The following is a 19854-nucleotide window of genomic DNA, read 5'->3' as shown; positions in this document are numbered from 1 at the left end:
TCCTTACTATAAATATAAGGAAGCTAAAAAACAGGGGATGTGATAAAAGTCATTGCTTAGATTCAATTCAAAAAAATGTCATATTGGCGACTTAAATCTGTCAAATCTTTTTTATTATTATTTATCTGATGCAAAAATAATGTTATTCTGCTTTCTAGCCTCTTCAGTAATGCGAAGGACAATTTGGCTCCATTTTTTTAAGCGCTCGTATTCCTGAACATTTTTCATTTCAATGATTTTGGCGAAATTGATACATTCATAAACCATGTCTTGTTCTACCTGCTCGACACTCAAGATTTGACTTTCTTTCGTATGGCTGTCTATGAATTTTATTTCTGAAATAGGGGCTGCATCCTCAAGGACAAATGTCCCGGCCTCGCCGTGTATTTCACATGGAAGTTCGGAATGAGCTATCTTTGAACAAAGAATGGTACAGACGAATTCTTCATATTCCAACACAAGTGTGCCGCTGCCATCCACACCGCTTGTTAAAATCACAGGATGATAGGTAACCTTCTTCGGCTCACCAAACAAGCCAACAGCCAAATACAGCGGATAGACGCCTAAATCAACAAGTGCCCCTCCTGAGTATTTGGCAGAGAAGATATTCGGCTCCTCCCCTTGTAAAAATAAATCATAACGGGAGGAATATTGAATATACGGCAGCACCGTGCTTCTCAATTTGCCTGCTAAATGGAGCTTTTCCTTTAATATATTGAAATTAGGTGAATGGATATTGCGAATCGCTTCAAATAAATAGACGCCATTCTCCTCCGCTGTCCGGTAAGCTTCTGTTAATTCAGCTGTATTTGAAAAAATTGGTTTTTCACAGATGACATGTTTTTTATTTTTCAAAAAGGTTAGTGCTTGTTCGAAATGAACAGAGTTGGGCGAAGCAATATAGACTGCCTCGAAGTCCGGGCTTTTCGCCATTTTCTCTAAGTCAGTCCAAAAATAAGGAGCGTTATATGTATTTGCATTCCGTTTCGCCTTCTCCTCTGTGCGGGAATAAACTCCGGTTAACTGCAGCTGTTTGCTTGCGATTGCTGCCTTAATAAAGCTTTCTGAAATCCAACTTGTTCCAACTGTCGCAAATTTAAGCATTGAACTTCCCCTCCTATTTATATTTACATCCCATTTTACCTATATGGATCGGAACATGCCAATTATAGGTGACCTATTTTCTCGGAATCCAGAATAATTTCCAGTTATTTACCGGCAAATGTCGATAATTCTTTGATATATGTAGTTAAAGTCTGAATTTATGTAGATAAACTCTAAAATTGTGTAGATAAATAACTGGATAACGAAGGAAATCCCAATAATCGCCAACGAATGTCGATAATTTTTAAATATATGTAGTTAAAGTCTGAATTTGTGTAGATAAACTCTAAAATTGTGTAGATAGATAACTGGATAACGAAAGGGATTCCATTAATTACCATCTAATGGTGTAGTAATTTCCTAAAAATAGGTAGTAAATCTCAAATAATATATCGTGAGAACCGACTTTAGTCTGTATTCCCCCAAAAATATGTACTTAGTCCCTTCACCAGTCTCTCTATCCTCATATACTTATAAAAAATTCCTCTAAAATTGCTGTGTTTCCTGATGAATTGTTGGGAACAATGGAAAAAAATCAATATTTATGGTATTTATAAATAGTAGGATAAGTTGAAAGGCGAAGATCCGGCAACGCCAGGAGCTAGTCAAATGAAAGAGGTTGAAAAGTGTGGACAATCAAACATCAAACTTTATTAAAGATATTATGATAAAAGATTTAGAATCAGGCAAGCATCAGAAAATCGTGACACGCTTTCCGCCAGAGCCAAATGGTTATTTACATATTGGCCACGCTAAATCGATTATCATCAACTTTGGCTTGGCAGATGAATTTAAGGGGCAAACCAATTTACGCTTTGACGATACCAATCCTTTAAAGGAAGATATCGAATATGTTAATTCGATTAAGGAAGATGTCAAATGGCTTGGATTCGAATGGGATAACTTATTATTTGCCTCCGATTATTTTGAAGAAATGTACAAAAGAGCTGTACTGTTAATTAATAAAGGACTTGCCTTTGTTGATGACCTTTCGGCTGATGAAATTCGTGAATACCGCGGCACGCTGACAGCGCCTGGCAAGAATAGCCCTTACCGTGAGCGTACCATCGAAGAAAACCTTGATTTATTTGCACGGATGCGTGCCGGTGAATTCGACAATGGTCAAAAGGTACTCCGGGCAAAAATTGATATGTCCTCGCCAAATATTAATTTGCGTGACCCTGTTATTTACCGGATATCCCATGCCACACATCATAACACCGGCGATAAGTGGTGCATTTATCCAATGTATGCCTTTGCCCATCCGCTTGAAGATGCGATTGAAGGTGTCACACATTCCATCTGTACCATTGAATTCGAGGATCAGCGTCCTCTTTATAATTGGGTGGTGGAACAATGTGAAATGGAGAACACGCCGCAGCAAATTGAGTTTGGCCGCTTGAATGTGACGAATACAGTTATGAGTAAACGGAAGCTTAAGCAGCTCGTCGAGGAAGGGTTCGTGGATGGCTGGGATGACCCGCGGATGCCGACGATTTCTGGGATGAGAAGAAAAGGGTTTACCCCTGAATCGATTCGTACCTTTGTAAGCGAAACGGCTATTTCAAAGAACAACAGTATGGTTGATTCACAAATGCTTGAACACTTTGTCCGTGAGGATTTAAAATTGAAAGCGCCGCGGACCATGGGTGTGATTAATCCCTTAAAAGTGGTCATTACGAATTATCCGGAAGGCCAAATCGAATTGCTGGATGCGGAAATAAATCCGGAAAACCCCGAAATGGGTTCACGGAAAATTCCGTTCTCTCGCGAAATCTATATCGAACAGGACGATTTCATGGAAGAACCGCCAAAGAAATATTTCCGTCTGTTCCCTGGAAATGAAGTCCGCCTAAAGAACGCCTATTTCATTAAATGTGAAGAAATCGTCAAGGATGCGAGCGGTAAAGTTGTTGAGTTACGCTGCACTTACGATCCTGAAACCAAGAGTGGTACTGGCTTCACAGGAAGGAAAGTAAAAGGAACGATTCATTGGGTAGAAGCAGCCCATGCCGTTCCAGCTGAATTCCGTCTTTACGAACCGCTTATTTTGGACGCGGAAGAGAACGCTAGTGACGAGGGGAAAACATTCCTTGATAACGTTAATCCTCATTCACTTGAAGTCTTACAGGGCTTTGTCGAGCCAAACATGAAAGAAAGCCGGCCGCAGGAAAAATTCCAATTCTTTAGACACGGTTATTTCAACGTCGACCCGAAAGATACAACAGTCGACAAGCTGGTCTTTAACAGAATCGTTTCATTGAAGAGCTCATTTAAAATATAAAAATAGAGGGTGTCTGGCACCGTAATAGTGCCTGACACCCTCTATTTTTTTAATCGTCTTCAGCTGTGGAAATCGGTACTTCTAAAATGATTTTCGTTCCCATTCCCGGTGTTGAGTAGATTGAAAATCCGCCATCAACGGAACGGGCGCGTTCATCCATGCTGAACAGTCCGACTCCTGGAGTTTGTTTTCTGATGTCAAAGCCGTTTCCCTTATCTTCAATCATTACTCGCACAACATCATCCATTTCTCTGATGGTAACCATGGCCTCTGTAACAGCTGCATATTTGCGAATATTCGTTAACGCCTCCTGAATTATCCGGTAAATGGTCAATTCGATACTAATATCAAGGCGCTGGTTTAAGACGCAATCAAAGTATACATCGATATTGTAATGCTCTGAATAACGTGCTAAAAAGGAACGAATGGCTGGAACTAAACCAAGGTCATCCAAGACCGATGGCCGTAATTCCCATGAGATTTCTCGAATCTCCTCGATTAATTGGGTTGCTTCTTTCTGCATCTGCTGTAGTAACGGATGATCCATCTCTGAAAGCAAACGATTGATGGTTATCAAATGGCTATAAAGATTTTGACCAATTCCATCATGGAGGTTGCGTGACAAGCGCTTTCGTTCCTCTTCCTGCACACCGATGATGGAAGACATCATTTTTTTTAATTCCTGTTCGACACGCTTTCTCTCGGTAATTTCATAGCGAATGGCCAGATACTGATAAGGCTTCCCCTTTTCGTTTAAAAACGGAACAATCGTGGTATCCATCCAATAGAGCGAACCGTCCTTGGCCCTGTTGCGGATTTCACCCTTCCAAACCTCGCCTGAGCCAATTTTCCGCCACATTTCTTTAAAAAAGTCTTTAGAATGATATCCAGAATTGACAATCCGATGATCGTGGCCCAGCAATTCTTCCTGCGAGTATTTAGAGATACGACAAAATTGATCATTTACATATGTAATAATCCCCCGGGAATCTGTGAAGACGACAATCGAAGATTCATCGAGAGCAAACTTAATATCCACTAATTCCTGCATCGACTTTTTTAATTCAAGTTCAAGGTCTGCCAGCTCGTTCAAAGGCCCGCGGATTTCCTTGTCCATTTCCATCCCCCCTGCCCCGAATCGTTATAAATGCTCATTTAATAACTGCTCCAATGTTTCGGCTGCGTCCTTTACAAGTTGCTGAACATGCTCTGGAAAAGTAAAGCTTTCTCTTTTGCCAATAAGCAATACTCCTTTTGGAACAGCATTAAAAAATAATGGGACCGCATAGCAGGATGCAAGTTTTTCAGCAAGCATTATCGGATAGTCTGTCACTTTTCCAAAAATATCATTTGGAAAGTCGGCCAACATCATCGCACTTCCACTTGAAATAATTTTTCCAGCGATTCCTTTTCCGAAACGGACAGTTATTCTCTCGTATTTATCATTTAAATTTCCGGCGGCATAGTGCCACCTGACATCAGGGCCAACAGTATTTTGGATGGCAAGCCCGACAAAATCACAACCTGCCTCCTCCATTAGCCTGTCGCACACTTCAAGAACCGGTCGCAATTCCCTTATCTCTGTCATCTCAGATGATTTCCCTTAAATGTCATAACCTAATAACCCCTTTTTAACGGCATATTCCACGAGCTCAGGCCGGGTTTTCATTTGTAATTTTTCCATCAAGTTCCCTTTATGGGTCTCGACTGTTTTCACACTAATGACAAGCTGCTCCGCAATTTCTTTGTTGGCGTAACCTTTTGCGATAAGGGTTAAGACTTCCTTTTCCCGTTCAGATAATAGATTGTACGTATCATTGCCATCCTGCTTCACACCGGACAAATATTCCTCCATTAAACGCTTCTGTGCAGAGGGATGAAGATAGGCATCACCGGCAGCAACCGATTCAATCGCAGACATTAATTCATCGTGCGGGGCGCTCTTTAGAATACAGCCGGATGCCCCTCCTTGAATCGACCGGAAGAGGTATTCCTCATCATCGTGCATGGTTAGAATCAGGATATTAATCTCAGGCATCAGCTTTTTCAATTCTGTTGTCGCCGACAAGCCGTCTTTACCATGGGGCATACTTAAATCCATAACCACGACATTCGGCTTTAATTTTAACGCTTTCTTGATACCTTCATTTCCTTCTGAGGCTTCCCCGATTACTTCTATTTCAGGGTTTGTATTTAACAGCATTTTCAAGCCGCTTCTCACAACAGCATGATCATCAACCAAGAGGATTTTTATCATTCTTAACTCTCCTTTAATCCTTTAACGGCAGGGATAGTTCAATAGATGTTCCTTCTCCTATTTTAGAGGATATCGTGCACTGTCCGCCAGTTAGAAGCATTCTCTCTTTCATTGCGGCAATTCCCGATGATTGATTGTTGCCTCCATGTTCCGCTTGATGAAATCCTTTACCAAAATCATTAATCGTAACTTTCAGCTCATCCTCAGTCCAAATAACATTTATTTTCACATTGGACGTGTCAGCATACTTCACTATATTTGTTAGTGCCTCTTGACAAACCCGAAACACCGCAATCCTGCTTTTCTCCGGGAGCCACTTTTGCGTGCCCGCAGTGTCTAAATCAACAAGAATTCCAAATGTCGAAGTATACAGCTTAATATAGCTTTTCATGGCCGGCAATAAACCAAGAGTTGTTAGGACAGGAGGATACAATTCGACAGAGAGCAGCCTAATTTCTTGAATCGTTTTTTCGATTAACTGCGACATTTCACGGAGATGATTTTTCATATGAGGCTCTTTTGTCCCTGAGTCAATAAATTGTAAGCCTGTTAAAATACTATAAAGATTTTGACCGACACCCTCGTGAAGTTCGATGGAAATCCGCTTGATTTCTTCTTCCTGTGACTGGATAATGTAAGAGCTAATCTGCTGCTTTGGTTTTAACTCCATTAACAATTCTCCTTTTTAAAAAAAGCCAGGCTCTTAATTAAAAGACCTGAACTTTTTTTACTGTATAGGTTAAGCCGCTTTCTGGGTCGAAAGCTGACCATTGTTCATCCGACTCACTTACGCTACTGGAAAGCGGAACGGCAAGAAAATAAAAATCATCAAAATAGAAACGAATATGGGTGTTGTCGGGACAAAGCTGGACTTTTTTCACTGTTTTCTTCACTGCTGGCGCCTGGTCACCACCATCTTCATCATGAATGATAATTTCTACCGGCCCACCAACAAAACGTTTCACAGCTTCTAGCTTAATGTGTTCCACAGCTATTGCATCCTTTCACGACAGGATAGATAAACATTTTGTAGCCTTGCAGATACTCCCAAAACTTCTCTTCTGCATGCTCTTCAAGAAACTGAATCGTTTCTTCTTCAGAAGTCCAATCGCTCATTCCTTTAACTTCTGCAACAACCATTTCAGCACCATCTAGTGATTTCTCTTCAAGAAACCAGTTCAAGCGTTTTTTTGCAAAAGTGCTTTTTAACAATTCATCGATTTCCACTGTGAAACCGCCTGATTCAGGGCGGACAAAACATAAATCAATATATGTCTCACTAGTCATGGACATTCACACCTTTTTTATAGATAAGGAATGCGACTGGAAATAAAATCACGTTGATGACAGCTGCAATGATGGTATTGGTATAGTTTTCATAAAAATATTGATGGACCATATATTGAGTGAAAATAATGTTTAACATTAACACAGCTAGAAGAAGGGCGACTGGCAGGTAACTACGCTTCATAACGTTTCACCCCCACGGCATATACAGCGCCGTTTTCAACTTTTACATGGATTTCAGGGAGTGGCCGTCTAGGAGGGCCAGCCGTTGGCGCACCTGTTTCCACATCGAATTTTCCGTGGTGGCAAGGGCACAGCATTTCCTGCTCATCCTTTTTCCAAAAAACCGGGCAGCGCAGATGAGTACAGGCATTTTGGTAGGCAACGTATTTATTTTCCGAAAGGCGGATTAAAATCGCACTATCATGCTCGCCTGGGAAGGCAAAGTCAACGGCATCACCAATCGGCAATGAGTTAACATCGGTAATTTTGTGTTTCGGATATTTTTTGTCGCCAAGTCCATTTAATTCTTTTGCTGCTAATACACCCCATGGAAGGGAGGAAACAGCGAACACTCCTGCTGCCCCCACCAATGTTTTCATAAATCCGCGGCGGTCGAGCTTTCTTTCATTATTGCGGTTGATGTTATGTGTATAGTTATCTTCAGTGAACGGGATTTTATTATTTTTATCGCTCATGTTAATCCCTCCTAGAACAATTTAGTGACGCCCTGAAGAATACCAGGGAGATTCACTTTTACGTTTGTTTCGCCTTCCAAGTAAGGCATGCTTGTGACCCATTTACCATTATCTAAATTAAATTGCTTTTGTTTCGCTTCAATTTCTTCATCGGTTAACCATTGTAATGTGTTTGTTGGACATACACTAGCACACATCGGCGGAATGCCATCCTTTGACCGGTCGATACATAAATCACACTTATACATGAGATTTTGTTCTGTATCAAACTTTGGTATACCATACGGGCAGGCAATCGTACAGTTTTGGCAGCCAATACATTTTTCTACAAGAGCGGAAAGTACAGCTCCAGTTTCGTGTATTTGGATTGCCTGAGCCGGACAGCTTCTCGCACATGCCGGATTCACGCAGTGAAGGCACATAAGAGGCATTGTTTGACGGTTAACAAGCGGGTTCACGTCGTAAACATAGTTACGGTTCCGTTCCTCATGCCCTCCGCACTGTGTACAAGCCGCTAAACAAGAGCGGCACCCTATACAGTTTTCAAGTTCTAAATATAGCCTCTTTTTCATTTACTGCACCTTCTTTATTTTCAGTTTTTCGATTTGTGCGGCACAAGCTTTGAACTCCGGCATCCGTGATATTGGATCAAGTGCACCAATTGTTAATAGATTAATAGATTTTTCATGGCCCCAGTGATACGGAACAAACACGGTATCCTTCCGAATGGCCTCTGTGATTTTCACTTTATAGGTTGTTTCTCCTCTACGTGTATAGAGACGGACAAGTTCTTCGTGATCAATATTATATTTTGCTGCTGTTTCTGGATGTACTTCTACAAATGGTTCAGGACACATATCACGAAGGAATTGAATTCTTCTCGTCTGATTCCCTGATAAATAATGGTAGACAACACGTCCTGTTGTTAATCGCAATGGGTATTCTTCATCCGGTTCTTCTGCGGAAGGTCTGTAAGGCAATGCAAAAATTTTAGCTCTTCCATCTGGATGATTAAACTTTTTATCTAAAAATAACCGTGGTGTTCCAGGATCATTTTCATCTTTACATGGCCAGAACACGCCGTCTTGCTTGTCAATCTTTTCCCATGTAACGCCATAGTAATCAGCTGTTCCACCTTTAGAAGCGACACGAAGTTCATTAAATATGTCTTCAGACGTTTTTAAGTGAGAAAAATATTTACCACGGCCCATTCGCTCAGTAAGTTCTACTTGAATTTTCCAGTCTGGCTTTGATTCGCCTACCGGCATTTGCGCTTGATTAATCTTGATAATCCGTCCTTCAACATTTGTAGTTGTTCCCGCGTCCTCTGCCCAAGTTGTTGTAGGCAGAACGACATCTGCAAATTCAGCAGATTCTGAAAGATAAAAATCAACACATACCATAAAGTCTAGGTTTTTCAACTGCTCCCGAACATAATTTTGATCTGGTGCAGAAACGGCAGGATTTGAACATAATAGGTATAACGCACGAATGGTCTTTTGTTCCATCAAGCCAAACATTTCAAATGCGGATACACCCTCTTTTGGCATTTCTTCCGGTTCAATACCCCACACCTTTGAAACATATTTGACGTGATCAGGGTTAGCAATTTTTCGATAGCCAGGCAGTGCATCGGCTTTTTGCCCATGTTCACGTCCACCTTGGCCATTTCCTTGTCCTGTTATGGTTGCAACACCTGATTTCGCACGGCCAATTTTCCCGGTTACAAGGGCCATATTCGTATAGCCAGAAACGTTATCTACCCCTTTGATTTGTTGCTCAATCCCTCTGGCAAACATGACAATCGCATTTGGAGCTTTACCGTAAATTTCAGCCGCGCGAATAATTTTCTCTGGTGCCACACCTGTTATCGCGCTTGTATATTCCGGTGTGAATTGTTTAACAAGTTCTTTTGTGTCTTCAAAGCCATTTGTATGATTTTTGATAAATTCTTCGTCAATATGGCCATTTTCGATTAATAAATTGACAATCCCATTGGCTAGTGCAAGGTCTGTACCAGGTCTTAAATCAAGATGAAGATCTGCTCTTCTAGCAACCGGTGTTTCTCGTGGATCTGCAACAATGACATAGCCGCCCCGTTCTTGAATTGCCCAAACCCGGAACATCATCGTAGGATGACATTCGGCGGTATTACTGCCGGCTAGAAATATACAATCGGTATCCTGTACATCAGTCCATGGAATGGTTGAACCTCTATCAATACCTAATGAGCGATTTAAACCACCAGCTGCACTAGCCATACAGAATCGGCCATTATAATCAATATAGCGCGTTTGAAGTCCGACACGAGCAAATTTCCCTGTTAAATAACACTTTTCATTTGTCATGGAAACACCGCTATACACAGAGAGTGAATCTTTTCCATAATTCTCTTGCAGCTCGGTGAATTTTTTCACAATAAGATCGTATGCCTCATCCCAGCTTGCTTCACGGAAGCCATTTTTCGTCCCTTTTAATGATTGATCATCACGAATTAATGGTCTTAATAAACGGTCTTTATTGTTTACTTGCTGGTAAGCGGTAACCCCTTTCGGGCACATCTTTCCTAAAGTTACCGGCCAATCATATCGAGGCTCAACCCCAACGATCTTGTTTGTTTTTGTATTTACCCTTAAGTTCATCCCACACTGCATCGCGCAATAGCTGCAATGTGTCTTGACTAATGTTTCATTTGGATGGTTTAAGTTGTCGATTTCTTTAAAATATTGATCTCGTTCATTTCTAAAATTATCCATTTGCATTCTGATTTGCCTCCTTGACCTTCACTTGATGCGTTGCGAAACCTGAGAATTTCGCAATTCGATATTTCCTGCGGCATGGCAGGCATAGTTCTGCAAGATTAAAGCCGTCATTCATATTGAAATCAATTTCATTTACGTCTAACACTTGAATGACATCGTTTGATTGTTCAACAGAAACAAATTGATCGCCACATACTTTACACTCTTTCATATGTTGTTCGCTATAATGTTCACGGTAGTTTCTTGCAAATACGCTCAGTGGCCGGAAAGGAATATGAGCAAGCTTTCCAAATGGCAGATAGATTAACGTCACAATCACTGAGAATTGATGGATTAGTGACATTTGCGGCTGCATCCAGCCATGTAAAACTACATTTTGGAACGTCAGTAAAAGTCCAGTAATCGAAATGAAGAGCAATAGGTAAAGTGGTAAGAAATCGTACATAAACTTTTGCTCTGCTCTTGCCTGCATATTTTTCAAGCGGCGGTATAGCGCCATACATACACCGGCGGTAACCATGATGGCTGCAATGTTCAAGGCATTGTAAGATAACCAAGCGATGATTCCATCAGCTTTTACGTTCATGATGTTCATTCCAAATAACACAATCGTATAATAGCCATTGTCTTCCATCGTAAAATACATCCAGCTAAACACGAGAGGGAAGGTTACTAGGAAAGCGAGGACGCAGCCCCAGCCGATTAGGATATGCTGCACCCAGCGATAAACACCGCGATTGCGGATGAAATCATAAATCGCTAAATGATTGACAGCCGTTTTTGGTGTGCTTTTTCTAAACAGCAGCTTTAAGCCTTTTTTAATAAAAAGTTTGGTTGGCGGCCTTTCGCCCCAAGCAATAAAGCGATAGAAGAATCCGCCGATAAACACGATGGTTCCAACCATATATCCGTAAAGATTTAAATCGACATGTGTGAACATTCTTGTACCAATAAAAGTTAAGATCAATAGACCAGCAATCGTTAGAAACATTGATTTCGCAAAATGGGATGCAAAGGCATCATTGACCGAGCTTCCCGGTTTTTTAGTTATTGAAGTATTCGCCTGCATTTCATGTCCTCCTTATATAGTAAACTCGCCGACTGGCAAGCCCGTTAGGGCGAAGACAGAGGCGTAGTTGCACTTATGCCTGATAGGAAGTTTTACTTCCTATCGGCTAAAAAAATAACACTTCCGTTTTCTTACCCTTATTGTAAGAAAAACAGAAGTGCTATCTATATAGGGGAACTCCCCCATCATCGGGGGAAAAAACCCTTAGATATTCATTTTTAGACAAAGTTCTGTCACAAAGCTATCTTCGGACATATTTTTTCCGCCACGAGTAGAGCAAGAGCAACATTCCAATTAGAATTTGCAAGGAGAAGAGCATAGCGTCCCAAAAAGGAAGGGAATCCAGACCTAATAAAAAGCCTGGCAAAACCTTTTTTAAAGCAAACAATAATTGCGGGATATAATAGATTGCAAACAATGAAACAGTCAAAGCTACACCGATAAAATAGAAAATCGAATAGACGAAGACGGTAGTTTTTTCACCAGCGAAAACAACTTCCTCTGTTACTTTTGAATTTAGAAACGGTAGTTTTTTTCTAATCGCTTGCTGTGCGTTTTCCATCAAGTTATAACAGCCAGATACATTTTCAAATAGGTAATATAAATCTGTCTTCATATAAACGCAGCATTGGTACACCATGCGAATAAATGTATCTAAGACCACCACATGAATGATACTCAAGAAAATCCCTGACCCGTTTGCGAAGATAAGCTGACTGATTAATGCGAGCGAAAGGATCACTGTATCAAAACAAAGCCCGGCTAAAAATAGTACATTCCGATCCTTTGAAGACAGTTTCCATATTGATGACATATCGGTTTCAAGGACGACAAGAAATAAACGGTGGCCGACTTCTAATTTAGTAGGGAGATTTTGTGCTCTCATCGCTAAAATGTGGCCAAATTCATGGATTAAGACAAGAATAAAAGTTAATACCATCCATGCTGGGATATTGAGAACCATTAAATCAAAGATAAACAAATCCTTATAGTGTGGAAATAATGATGGCTTTGCGATGAAAAGGAAGGCATTACCGATGAATAACACCGCATACAGAAAAAGGGAGAACTTATTAAAAAAGAATTTTCCGATTTGTGGTGAAAGCCACAAAAAGCCGAGACTCTCCTTTTTCGTATCTCTTTTTTCGAGCTTCACACCATCCAATTCAGAAACAAGTTCCATCTTTATAAGCTGTTCAACAAAATCGATAAGGTTAACTTCTTCATTGGGATATTTTTCTTTTAGAAGTAGTTCAATCTCCCCTAAAGTTTCGCCATTGTTAATTAATTCAATAGCATCAATGCAAACCTCAGGCATTTCATAAAATTCACTAGAGGTTTTATCCTCGACTATATAGTGTTTTTTGTCTTTGTGAATATCGAGTGGAACTAACAATAGACGTGAATTGTGTGTGAGGTTCATTTTAGCTCCCTTTTACTTTACCTTTAATGTATACAAAATAAAGATGCTAGCCCTTAGCTAGCATCCCATTCGCTTATGGTTTTATTCCTGCAAAAGGACACCACCAACATGTAGTTTTGATCTTCTTTAACTTACGAATTTTCATAATTCCACCTCCTTGGGTAATTCCCATTGTTTTGTCCATGGATATTTTTCATGAAATTTGACCCATTCAGGGAAAACTTTAATAAATACTTCCACTAAATCCGGATCAAATTGGGAACCCTTACCTTCAATAATACGTTTATTAGCCTCTTCAACTGGCATTGCAGCTCGATATGATCTTGAAGAAGTCATTGCATCAAACGCATCGGCAATAGATGTCACTCTCGCAAGCAGTGGAATTTCTTCTTCTTTTAACTGATCGGGATAACCCATACCATCCCAACGTTCATGATGAGAGCGAATGACACAAATACAATCCTTAATTCCTTCGACATTCTTAACAGCATCAGCTCCGACACCGGGGTGGGATTTAATAATTTCAAATTCTTCTTTTGTCAGTTTCCCAGGTTTCATTAATATTGAATCAGGGATATGAACCTTCCCAATATCATGTAATAAACAGGCGTAATAAAATGATTTTTGTTCCTCTTTTGTAAACTTACCGATTTCTTGTGCTAATAATAAAGCATAGCTGGCGACCCGTTCACTATGTCCCCTTGTATATGGGTCTTTAAGTTCTAATGTTGCAATAACGCCTTTTACAATTCCCTCTAATTGTTTATCATACGAGATACTAATTGCTTTAACATATCTTTGAAATCTAGCCAATAAAAAGAAGGACATAATAGATAAAATAATGATTAATATCAAAGGGATTATTACATATGAAGTATTCAAAATAATGCCGGTAAAAATATACTTTATAGCAATACCCAAGCTAACTAACCAAAAATATCTTGAATTTAGAAAAAGAGGTAATGATAATATTAAATAAACTTCAATAACATTACCACTTATGTAAGAATCCCCTCTTCCATAATAAGTTAAAATATCAACAATAAAAGTTGTTAATACATAACTAATAAATAAAACATACTTAATCATATATTGCTTTTCAAGTTTATTTAAATAAAAAGCAACTGGAAACAAAAATGCAACTATAGTATATGTGAAATACCAATAATTACTTGGGAATCCACTTTCCTTATGAGATATATATACTGGTAAAAGGTAATAGTAAAAAAAATCATATCCTATCAAAATAATATAGAAAAATAATAGAAACCATTTGACGGTTCGCTTTTCTTCGTGTGGTATCATATAACCCTCCAAAACTACAGTTGCCTTATATCTACTTTGTGTCGGAAATTAAGGTTTGAGTAATTTTATCACAATTTTGAATATTTCGTAATAAGCATATCAGTTATTGCTTACAAAATCTATTAAAATTCCGTATTCTTCTCCATTATATATCATTCATTGTACCCATGATAGATATTATCTTGAAGAATTTTGTATAAATATAGAACTATTTTTTTCAATAATTTCCCTGCTTTATAGGCAAAGTTACATTAACCTGCGTACCTTTGCCAAGAGTGCTTTCTATTTTCAACTTACCATGATGATCTTGAATAATTTGATTCGTCACCATTAGACCTAATCCAGTACCATCTTTTTTCGTTGTATAAAATGGTTCTCCTAGGTTAAGAATGTCTTCATCCTCAATTCCGCACCCTTCATCTTGGATTTCGATGAGCATTTTTTTCTGCTCATGCACCTTTACATGAACCCTTATCTCACCCCCATTAGACATGGATTCAATCGCATTCTTGATTAAATTAATAAACACTTGCTTTAGTTGTTTCTCATCACAATCGATAGGCGGCAGCGGTCCGGCTATTAACGTTACCACCGTTACTCCTTGTCTTTCAGCCTGTTGCTGCGTAATCGACAACGTATAAGCAATAATTTCTTCAATACTATCCTTTTCAAATTTGATTTCCTTCGGTTTCCCAAGGTACATCAGATCGTCAACGATGGAATTAATCCGGTCAATTTCCTGAATCATAATTGGATAATACTCGTTACTATTTGGATCCCGTTCTTGCTGCAGCTGTGTAAAACCTTTTAATGATGACAAAGGGTTACGTATTTCATGACCAATTGCTGCAGCCATTTGACCGATGACGGCCAGTTTCTCTTTTTGACGAAGATCTTCATGAACTTCAGTTAAAGAATTAATGTACGAATAAAATCTTATTAGGATAATAAAAGCGATTGCAGCGATAACGGCAATAACAAATGCAGGAGGTAACACCTCCGGATTTTGTAGAACTATTCCTATAAAGAGATACTTTCCAATAATCCCTAGTGAAGCAGCCCAAAAATATTTTCTGTTTACGAATATTGGCGAAAAAAATATAAATAATATCTCAACAACATTTCCCGACGCAAATTTAAGTGAGGTTCCAAAATACCTAATAAAATTATCAATGAGATCTATAAAGATATAGCTGATTAAAATTATGTATTTAACATGATAGGGTTTACCCTTTCTTATTAAGTATACGGAAACAGGCAGTAATCCAAAGACTAAGATATAAATCCAGTTCCCTAGTCCTTCCTCACGAAATTCTTTCTCACCAAATTTTGAAAAATTGGGCAAAATATAATACCATAAAAAATCAAAGCTAATAAAAAAGACATAAAACAACCACAAAAAAAGTTTAATCGCCTTTTTCTCTTCAAATATCAATTTATGACTATTGTTGCTTTCTTTCATGTTAGTAGCTCCCTTGGCCGAGTTTTCGCGACAAGTTTTCTGAAAATATTAAAAAGTATTTTCTCCTACTATCTTATCATCTTTTCTCATAAATAATGACAAAAAAGAAAGAAAAAAATGTGATTTTCGACATAATTCGATAAAAAAACCCAAAAAAGCTAACCACTTATCAAAATGGTTAGCTTAACATATCAATAATTCTTCTTTTCTACCTTCTTTTCTCCAGAAAAATTTATCTTCCCTTGGAATAATAAGCCGCGCAAATTAAGCCAAAGTAGGTTGGTGCTTCGTAGGACAGAAACTCTACATAGCGTTCTTCAACAGGAATCGCCCCGGCAAGGATTAACGTCTGCCAGATTCCATCCGGCTTTGCTGCCTCAATGAAACCTTCTTCAAATTCCGCCACTTTCTCTAATTGATTGGTTTTGATTAATTCCACCACTTGTTCATCGAAAGGCTTGGCCGCCGGGTCAAATCCGTAGGGACCATCCTTGTCATGGGCATGGGCCCAATCACAGCTGGCAATGAGACCAACACGTTTTTGTGATTGTTGGACAGCTTTTCGGAGTGCCTTCCCAAATTCCAAATGCTGGCCAAAAGAAAGTTCTCTTGTCGGGTTAATGACAACAATGGGCACATCCGGCATAAACCTTAGTGGAACAATTACGCCCCAATCGAGCGGCAGGCAAGAGATTGGACCTGCCGCAGTTCCAAAATTAATCGTGCCGGATGGAATCCCTTCCTCCTGTGCACATTTGTTAATCATCCTAGCCAGTTCTCTGTCTACTCGTCTTTCCATAGCATACGTCGACTGATTTTCTTCAACGATCCCAGCCATTCTTTCTGAATCCGTAATTGCAAATTGACCATGGATTCTTGTTCCATGTGGAGTAAGAATGATGATGCAATCCGGATTCGCCTCGGACATTAGAGTCGTTAACTTTTCCATACTTCCCCGTGTCACGGACATTCTTTCAGGGTATACACCTTGTAGCTCTGGAATTATTTCTCCGCCATGCGGCGTAATACAAGCAAATGCAAATGGGTTCATATACAGTTCCACCTTTTCTCTTTTATACAAGGTAATTTGCGGTGCATGTTAAAAAATCCTGCTTTTTACAAAATAGAGAAAAAAAGTTGACAATATAACAAGTATCCTGTAATATTAGTATTTGTGCTTAACAAATAGTAACTTGTAATTAATGAGATAACGCAATGTAAGAATTTTTTCTGGCATTCTGCTTATGTTTAAATAAAAACTTATTCACACTGGATCGGCTTCGGAGCCGTTAGGATGTAAGAGAGGTAGGGCTTACGTCGTTTAGGTATAAAACCATCAGGTGGAAGAATAACCGCGGCAAACTTGTTTTTATAACAATTACAATATATAAGTTTTTACCTTGCGATGGCTGATTATCAAACAACCATTCACAAGTTACGATATGGATTCTTAAAAATTGAATCAGAAGCGAAGAAGGCAGAGGGATAAATCATTCCTCTGCCTTCGCCCATTTCAGGTCATTTTTATTTTTTTATCACAATTGCTTGTTTGCCCATTTGCTCCCAGGCTTTGATAAAACTGTCCTTGTTTAATTTCCTATTTTTCTCCCCATAAGGATCGTTTATGTAAATATAGTTTTCATCGTAGCCGGTAATGGCGACACTATGTTCACTAAATGTAATATCAATTTTCCCCTGTGGTGTATCCCATGTTTGAAAGACAGAGACAGGTGCGAAGCTGGACGTTGTAATAATCCACACTGGAAGCCCTTGGCCCACTTCATTTAATAAATCGTCGAACGGTTGATTCGTTAAATTGACCGCTCTATCCCCGACATATTTCTGGGCCAGTTCTAATATTGGGCCATTGTATACACCCAACCCCGGTCCACGGGCCATATCCCCGACAAAACCAGCATTTGGATTCCCCTTTTTGCCATTACTATAATTTAACGGGACTGTTTTTATTTTTTCAGCTAATTCATTTTTTGTTACGTTTACCCCATGATAGTTAAGAATCATCGCCAGGCTGGTAACCTCGCACCCATTGTAGAGCAGGGGTTTATCCATTTGATTGAATAATGGAACATCAAGAAGGATACTATCTGGTAAACTTGGAACCTCTTTTTGGAAAATGTTTACTTCACGCATCTTTAATTGAGCAGCCTCTTTCACACGGGCGATTGCCGATTGGTTGGATCTAGACTTGGATTTCACAGCAAATATCGTCTTTGTACTAATAAATGATATGACAAGGATAATGATGACGATTAGCAATTTTTTCATAGCAGATTATACCATTCCTCATAAGATAATTTACCAAAAAACTATGACTATCGTAATGTACTACTATATAACCATACCAAAAAATACTAAAAGGATAAAGGAAAAATATTTCCAAGTAAATTCTACTCGTACATTCTTAGGATTTTATTAAGAAGAAACCCCTTTAGCGTTGCTGCTAAAAGGGAATTAGTCATATCCGCGCTTTTTTTCGAGAAAGCTTCCGAATCATTTGATTGATTACTTCCGAAAAAACTAGCCCGAAGGCAATTGATCCGGCAATCATAAGCACTTTTGCCGCTAGGCCAATCGCCGTATTATAATCGTTCTCAACAAAATTCCTCATGGCATCATAAGCAAGGCCGCCCGGCACTAACGGAATAATGCCGGCTACACTAAAAATAATTACAGGTGTTTTATAAAACTTTGCTAATTCCTGACTGAGGACCGCGATAAAGACAGTGGCTGCCAATGTGGCTAGCACTGCATTTTTTGTATAGCCTTCAAGTAGATAATAAATTAGCCAGCCGCCCATGCCAATCAGCCCACATTTCACCAAGGTTTCTTTCGGTGCATTAAAAACAATCCCAAAGGATCCTGTAGCAATAAAACTTGTGATTAACTGTGCAAGAATCGCCACAATTTCTAACCTCACCCTCATGAAAATGAATAGACAACAGCAATTCCTGCCCCAATAGCAAAGGCCGTCAGGAAAGCCTCAGCTCCTTTTGACAACCCTGAGACTAAATGTCCAGCCATTAAATCCCTGATGGCGTTCGTCACTAAAAGACCAGGTACCAACGTCATCACCGAACCAATGATAATTTTATCTAATTGGTGGCCTACACCCATTTTCACAAAAATAAGCGACAGCAAACCAATGACGAAGGATGCCAAAAATTCCGAGAAAAACTTGATCGGGATAAAGCGGTGGAAGCAGACAAAGCTAAGATATCCTAATCCCCCGGAAATCATCGCGGGAATAAAGTCATTCCAGCCGCCTTTAAACATAATCATAAAACAGCCGCTGGCTAAAGTTGCGGCGGCCACTTGAGTACTAAGGGGAAAGGAAATGTCCATCGAATCAATCTCATTCAATTGCTCCAATGCCTGTTCGCGATTAATTGTACCGCTGCTGATATTTCGCGAAATACTATTAACCAAAGCCACCTTTTTCAAATCCGTAGAGCGCTCCGAAATTCGAATCAGCTTAGTCTTTGTCGGCTCTGAACTTTCCGCTGAAAAAATAATTCCGGTTGGGGTTACATAACTATGTGTTTTTACAATCCCAAAAGAGGAGGCAATCCGCATCATCGTATCCTCCACCCGATAGGTCTCCGCGCCGCTCTGGAGCATAATTTTCCCCGCAAGCAGACAGACCTCCATGATATCGTATGTTTGTTCAACTTGGTTTCCCATTCTATCTCACCACATTATTCCTGCATTTGCTTCTTAGTTTAAATCAAAACAAGGGTTTGAAGCAATGCACAAGATGTAATCTTGCGCAAAGAATCATTTAAACTAAAGACAAACACTTTCATCATTTAGATGCATTCGGTTCTTTTGTTTTATTGATGCCAAATTTTCATTAAAATAATATTTATTATTACAATCACTCCGTAAATATAGGCTAGCGATTGTTTTTCGATAAAAAACAAGGCTGCAACTGGTAAACCAAATATAACAATTTCCAATAAAAGAAAAGGGAGTCCACTTAGCACGTACGTTGCCTTTGGAGCACCGAACATCCCCCAAATGACAGCTACTAGCAGTGGGGCTCCGATTCCTACTATTATTTTCATGAAGGTTCCCTGTGATACCCGAAATCCCCAATACCCTAAAATGACCAAAACTAAGATTTCTAAAAGAAAACGCACTCCCAGGTTAATTATCTTTAATCCTTCCATTCGTCCACACCCT

At 39.4% G+C, this 19854-nt stretch carries 21 protein-coding genes; 1 reads left to right on the top strand and 20 read right to left on the bottom strand.

Going from position 1 to position 19854, the window contains the following annotated elements:
- Positions 1 to 117: 117 nt before the first annotated feature.
- Positions 118 to 1104: a Gfo/Idh/MocA family protein gene (locus BANVL01_RS07425; protein WP_066083572.1), complete on the bottom strand. Its 987-nt coding sequence runs from the start codon at positions 1102 to 1104 to the stop codon at positions 118 to 120.
- A gap of 628 nt (positions 1105 to 1732) precedes the next feature.
- Between BANVL01_RS07425 and BANVL01_RS07420 the strand changes: the two genes are divergently transcribed.
- Entirely contained in the window at positions 1733 to 3388 is a 1656-nt protein-coding gene (locus tag BANVL01_RS07420; RefSeq protein WP_066083570.1) for a glutamine--tRNA ligase/YqeY domain fusion protein, read from the top strand.
- 49 nt (positions 3389 to 3437) lie between these two features.
- Here BANVL01_RS07420 and BANVL01_RS07415 read toward each other — a convergent pair whose 3' ends face one another.
- The 19 genes from BANVL01_RS07415 to BANVL01_RS07325 all read right to left on the bottom strand — a co-directional run bounded on the left by BANVL01_RS07415 (position 3438) and on the right by BANVL01_RS07325 (position 19841).
- Positions 3438 to 4505 carry a PAS domain-containing sensor histidine kinase gene (locus tag BANVL01_RS07415; RefSeq protein WP_066083565.1) on the bottom strand — a complete coding sequence of 356 codons (1068 nt, stop codon included), beginning with the start codon at positions 4503 to 4505 and terminating at the stop codon, positions 3438 to 3440.
- Between the two features lie 24 nt (positions 4506 to 4529).
- Entirely contained in the window at positions 4530 to 4976 is a 447-nt protein-coding gene (locus tag BANVL01_RS07410; protein WP_066083563.1) for a GAF domain-containing protein, read from the bottom strand.
- A gap of 15 nt (positions 4977 to 4991) precedes the next feature.
- On the bottom strand, positions 4992 to 5645 hold the full coding sequence (locus tag BANVL01_RS07405) for a response regulator (protein ID WP_066083560.1): 654 nt from the start codon (positions 5643 to 5645) through the stop codon (positions 4992 to 4994).
- A 13-nt stretch (positions 5646 to 5658) separates the two neighbouring features.
- Positions 5659 to 6315 carry a sensor histidine kinase gene (locus BANVL01_RS07400; RefSeq protein WP_066083556.1) on the bottom strand — a complete coding sequence of 219 codons (657 nt, stop codon included), beginning with the start codon at positions 6313 to 6315 and terminating at the stop codon, positions 5659 to 5661.
- A 37-nt stretch (positions 6316 to 6352) separates the two neighbouring features.
- A complete protein-coding gene (locus tag BANVL01_RS07395) occupies positions 6353 to 6634 on the bottom strand; it encodes a hypothetical protein (protein WP_066083554.1) in 282 nt (93 codons plus the stop codon).
- Positions 6621 to 6932, bottom strand: coding sequence for a hypothetical protein (locus BANVL01_RS07390; RefSeq protein WP_066083552.1), 312 nt, complete (start codon positions 6930 to 6932; stop codon positions 6621 to 6623). Before BANVL01_RS07390 ends, BANVL01_RS07395 begins: the two co-directional genes overlap by 14 nt.
- Positions 6925 to 7116 carry a hypothetical protein gene (locus tag BANVL01_RS07385; RefSeq protein WP_066083550.1) on the bottom strand — a complete coding sequence of 64 codons (192 nt, stop codon included), beginning with the start codon at positions 7114 to 7116 and terminating at the stop codon, positions 6925 to 6927. The genes BANVL01_RS07390 and BANVL01_RS07385 overlap by 8 nt, the downstream gene beginning before the upstream one ends.
- A complete protein-coding gene (locus BANVL01_RS07380; protein ID WP_066083546.1) occupies positions 7106 to 7630 on the bottom strand; it encodes a Rieske (2Fe-2S) protein in 525 nt (174 codons plus the stop codon). The genes BANVL01_RS07385 and BANVL01_RS07380 overlap by 11 nt, the downstream gene beginning before the upstream one ends.
- A gap of 11 nt (positions 7631 to 7641) precedes the next feature.
- On the bottom strand, positions 7642 to 8202 hold the full coding sequence (locus BANVL01_RS07375; RefSeq protein WP_024026506.1) for a 4Fe-4S dicluster domain-containing protein: 561 nt from the start codon (positions 8200 to 8202) through the stop codon (positions 7642 to 7644).
- Entirely contained in the window at positions 8203 to 10392 is a 2190-nt protein-coding gene (locus tag BANVL01_RS07370) for a molybdopterin oxidoreductase family protein (protein ID WP_172800852.1), read from the bottom strand.
- Positions 10379 to 11461, bottom strand: coding sequence for a hypothetical protein (locus tag BANVL01_RS07365; RefSeq protein WP_066083544.1), 1083 nt, complete (start codon positions 11459 to 11461; stop codon positions 10379 to 10381). The genes BANVL01_RS07370 and BANVL01_RS07365 overlap by 14 nt, the downstream gene beginning before the upstream one ends.
- A gap of 241 nt (positions 11462 to 11702) precedes the next feature.
- Positions 11703 to 12857 (bottom strand): hypothetical protein, encoded by a 1155-nt coding sequence (locus BANVL01_RS07360; protein WP_235845500.1) that lies wholly within the window; start codon positions 12855 to 12857, stop codon positions 11703 to 11705.
- Between the two features lie 168 nt (positions 12858 to 13025).
- Positions 13026 to 14189 carry an HD-GYP domain-containing protein gene (locus tag BANVL01_RS07355; RefSeq protein ID WP_066083541.1) on the bottom strand — a complete coding sequence of 388 codons (1164 nt, stop codon included), beginning with the start codon at positions 14187 to 14189 and terminating at the stop codon, positions 13026 to 13028.
- A gap of 217 nt (positions 14190 to 14406) precedes the next feature.
- Entirely contained in the window at positions 14407 to 15651 is a 1245-nt protein-coding gene (locus tag BANVL01_RS07350; RefSeq protein ID WP_066083540.1) for an ATP-binding protein, read from the bottom strand.
- A 232-nt stretch (positions 15652 to 15883) separates the two neighbouring features.
- Entirely contained in the window at positions 15884 to 16702 is an 819-nt protein-coding gene (locus BANVL01_RS07345; RefSeq protein WP_066083538.1) for a DODA-type extradiol aromatic ring-opening family dioxygenase, read from the bottom strand.
- 473 nt (positions 16703 to 17175) lie between these two features.
- Positions 17176 to 17937, bottom strand: coding sequence for a C39 family peptidase (locus tag BANVL01_RS07340; protein ID WP_066083536.1), 762 nt, complete (start codon positions 17935 to 17937; stop codon positions 17176 to 17178).
- Between the two features lie 190 nt (positions 17938 to 18127).
- Complete coding sequence (locus BANVL01_RS07335) at positions 18128 to 18595, bottom strand: threonine/serine exporter family protein (protein ID WP_235845499.1); 468 nt, start codon at positions 18593 to 18595, stop codon at positions 18128 to 18130.
- Positions 18592 to 19353, bottom strand: a complete 762-nt coding sequence (locus tag BANVL01_RS07330) for a threonine/serine exporter family protein (RefSeq protein ID WP_066083534.1) — start codon at positions 19351 to 19353, stop codon at positions 18592 to 18594. The genes BANVL01_RS07335 and BANVL01_RS07330 overlap by 4 nt, the downstream gene beginning before the upstream one ends.
- A gap of 149 nt (positions 19354 to 19502) precedes the next feature.
- Positions 19503 to 19841, bottom strand: a complete 339-nt coding sequence (locus BANVL01_RS07325) for a YrdB family protein (protein WP_066083532.1) — start codon at positions 19839 to 19841, stop codon at positions 19503 to 19505.
- Positions 19842 to 19854: the final 13 nt, after the last annotated feature.

The sequence above is a fragment of the Neobacillus novalis NBRC 102450 genome (assembly GCF_001591805.1).
Taxonomy (GTDB): domain Bacteria; phylum Bacillota; class Bacilli; order Bacillales; family Cytobacillaceae; genus Neobacillus; species Neobacillus novalis.
Note: the sequence above shows the minus strand (reverse complement) of the source record. Positions and strands in the feature narration are given on the sequence as shown.

Excerpts from the sequence above, each read along its gene's own strand:
- BANVL01_RS07350 (WP_066083540.1), bottom strand. The coding sequence starts at position 15,651 with ATGAAAGAAAGCAACAATAGTCATAAATTGATATTTGAAGAGAAAAAG.
- BANVL01_RS07410 (WP_066083563.1), bottom strand. The coding sequence starts at position 4,976 with ATGACAGAGATAAGGGAATTGCGACCGGTTCTTGAAGTGTGCGACAGG.
- BANVL01_RS07375 (WP_024026506.1), bottom strand. The coding sequence starts at position 8,202 with ATGAAAAAGAGGCTATATTTAGAACTTGAAAACTGTATAGGGTGCCGC.
- BANVL01_RS07415 (WP_066083565.1), bottom strand. The coding sequence starts at position 4,505 with ATGGACAAGGAAATCCGCGGGCCTTTGAACGAGCTGGCAGACCTTGAA.
- BANVL01_RS07325 (WP_066083532.1), bottom strand. The coding sequence starts at position 19,841 with ATGGAAGGATTAAAGATAATTAACCTGGGAGTGCGTTTTCTTTTAGAA.
- BANVL01_RS07370 (WP_172800852.1), bottom strand. The coding sequence starts at position 10,392 with ATGCAAATGGATAATTTTAGAAATGAACGAGATCAATATTTTAAAGAA.
- BANVL01_RS07425 (WP_066083572.1), bottom strand. The coding sequence starts at position 1,104 with ATGCTTAAATTTGCGACAGTTGGAACAAGTTGGATTTCAGAAAGCTTT.
- BANVL01_RS07365 (WP_066083544.1), bottom strand. The coding sequence starts at position 11,461 with ATGCAGGCGAATACTTCAATAACTAAAAAACCGGGAAGCTCGGTCAAT.
- BANVL01_RS07390 (WP_066083552.1), bottom strand. The coding sequence starts at position 6,932 with ATGACTAGTGAGACATATATTGATTTATGTTTTGTCCGCCCTGAATCA.
- BANVL01_RS07335 (WP_235845499.1), bottom strand. The coding sequence starts at position 18,595 with ATGAGGGTGAGGTTAGAAATTGTGGCGATTCTTGCACAGTTAATCACA.
- BANVL01_RS07405 (WP_066083560.1), bottom strand. The coding sequence starts at position 5,645 with ATGATAAAAATCCTCTTGGTTGATGATCATGCTGTTGTGAGAAGCGGC.
- BANVL01_RS07345 (WP_066083538.1), bottom strand. The coding sequence starts at position 16,702 with ATGAACCCATTTGCATTTGCTTGTATTACGCCGCATGGCGGAGAAATA.
- BANVL01_RS07380 (WP_066083546.1), bottom strand. The coding sequence starts at position 7,630 with ATGAGCGATAAAAATAATAAAATCCCGTTCACTGAAGATAACTATACA.
- BANVL01_RS07330 (WP_066083534.1), bottom strand. The coding sequence starts at position 19,353 with ATGGGAAACCAAGTTGAACAAACATACGATATCATGGAGGTCTGTCTG.
- BANVL01_RS07385 (WP_066083550.1), bottom strand. The coding sequence starts at position 7,116 with ATGAAGCGTAGTTACCTGCCAGTCGCCCTTCTTCTAGCTGTGTTAATG.
- BANVL01_RS07400 (WP_066083556.1), bottom strand. The coding sequence starts at position 6,315 with ATGGAGTTAAAACCAAAGCAGCAGATTAGCTCTTACATTATCCAGTCA.
- BANVL01_RS07355 (WP_066083541.1), bottom strand. The coding sequence starts at position 14,189 with ATGATACCACACGAAGAAAAGCGAACCGTCAAATGGTTTCTATTATTT.
- BANVL01_RS07340 (WP_066083536.1), bottom strand. The coding sequence starts at position 17,937 with ATGAAAAAATTGCTAATCGTCATCATTATCCTTGTCATATCATTTATT.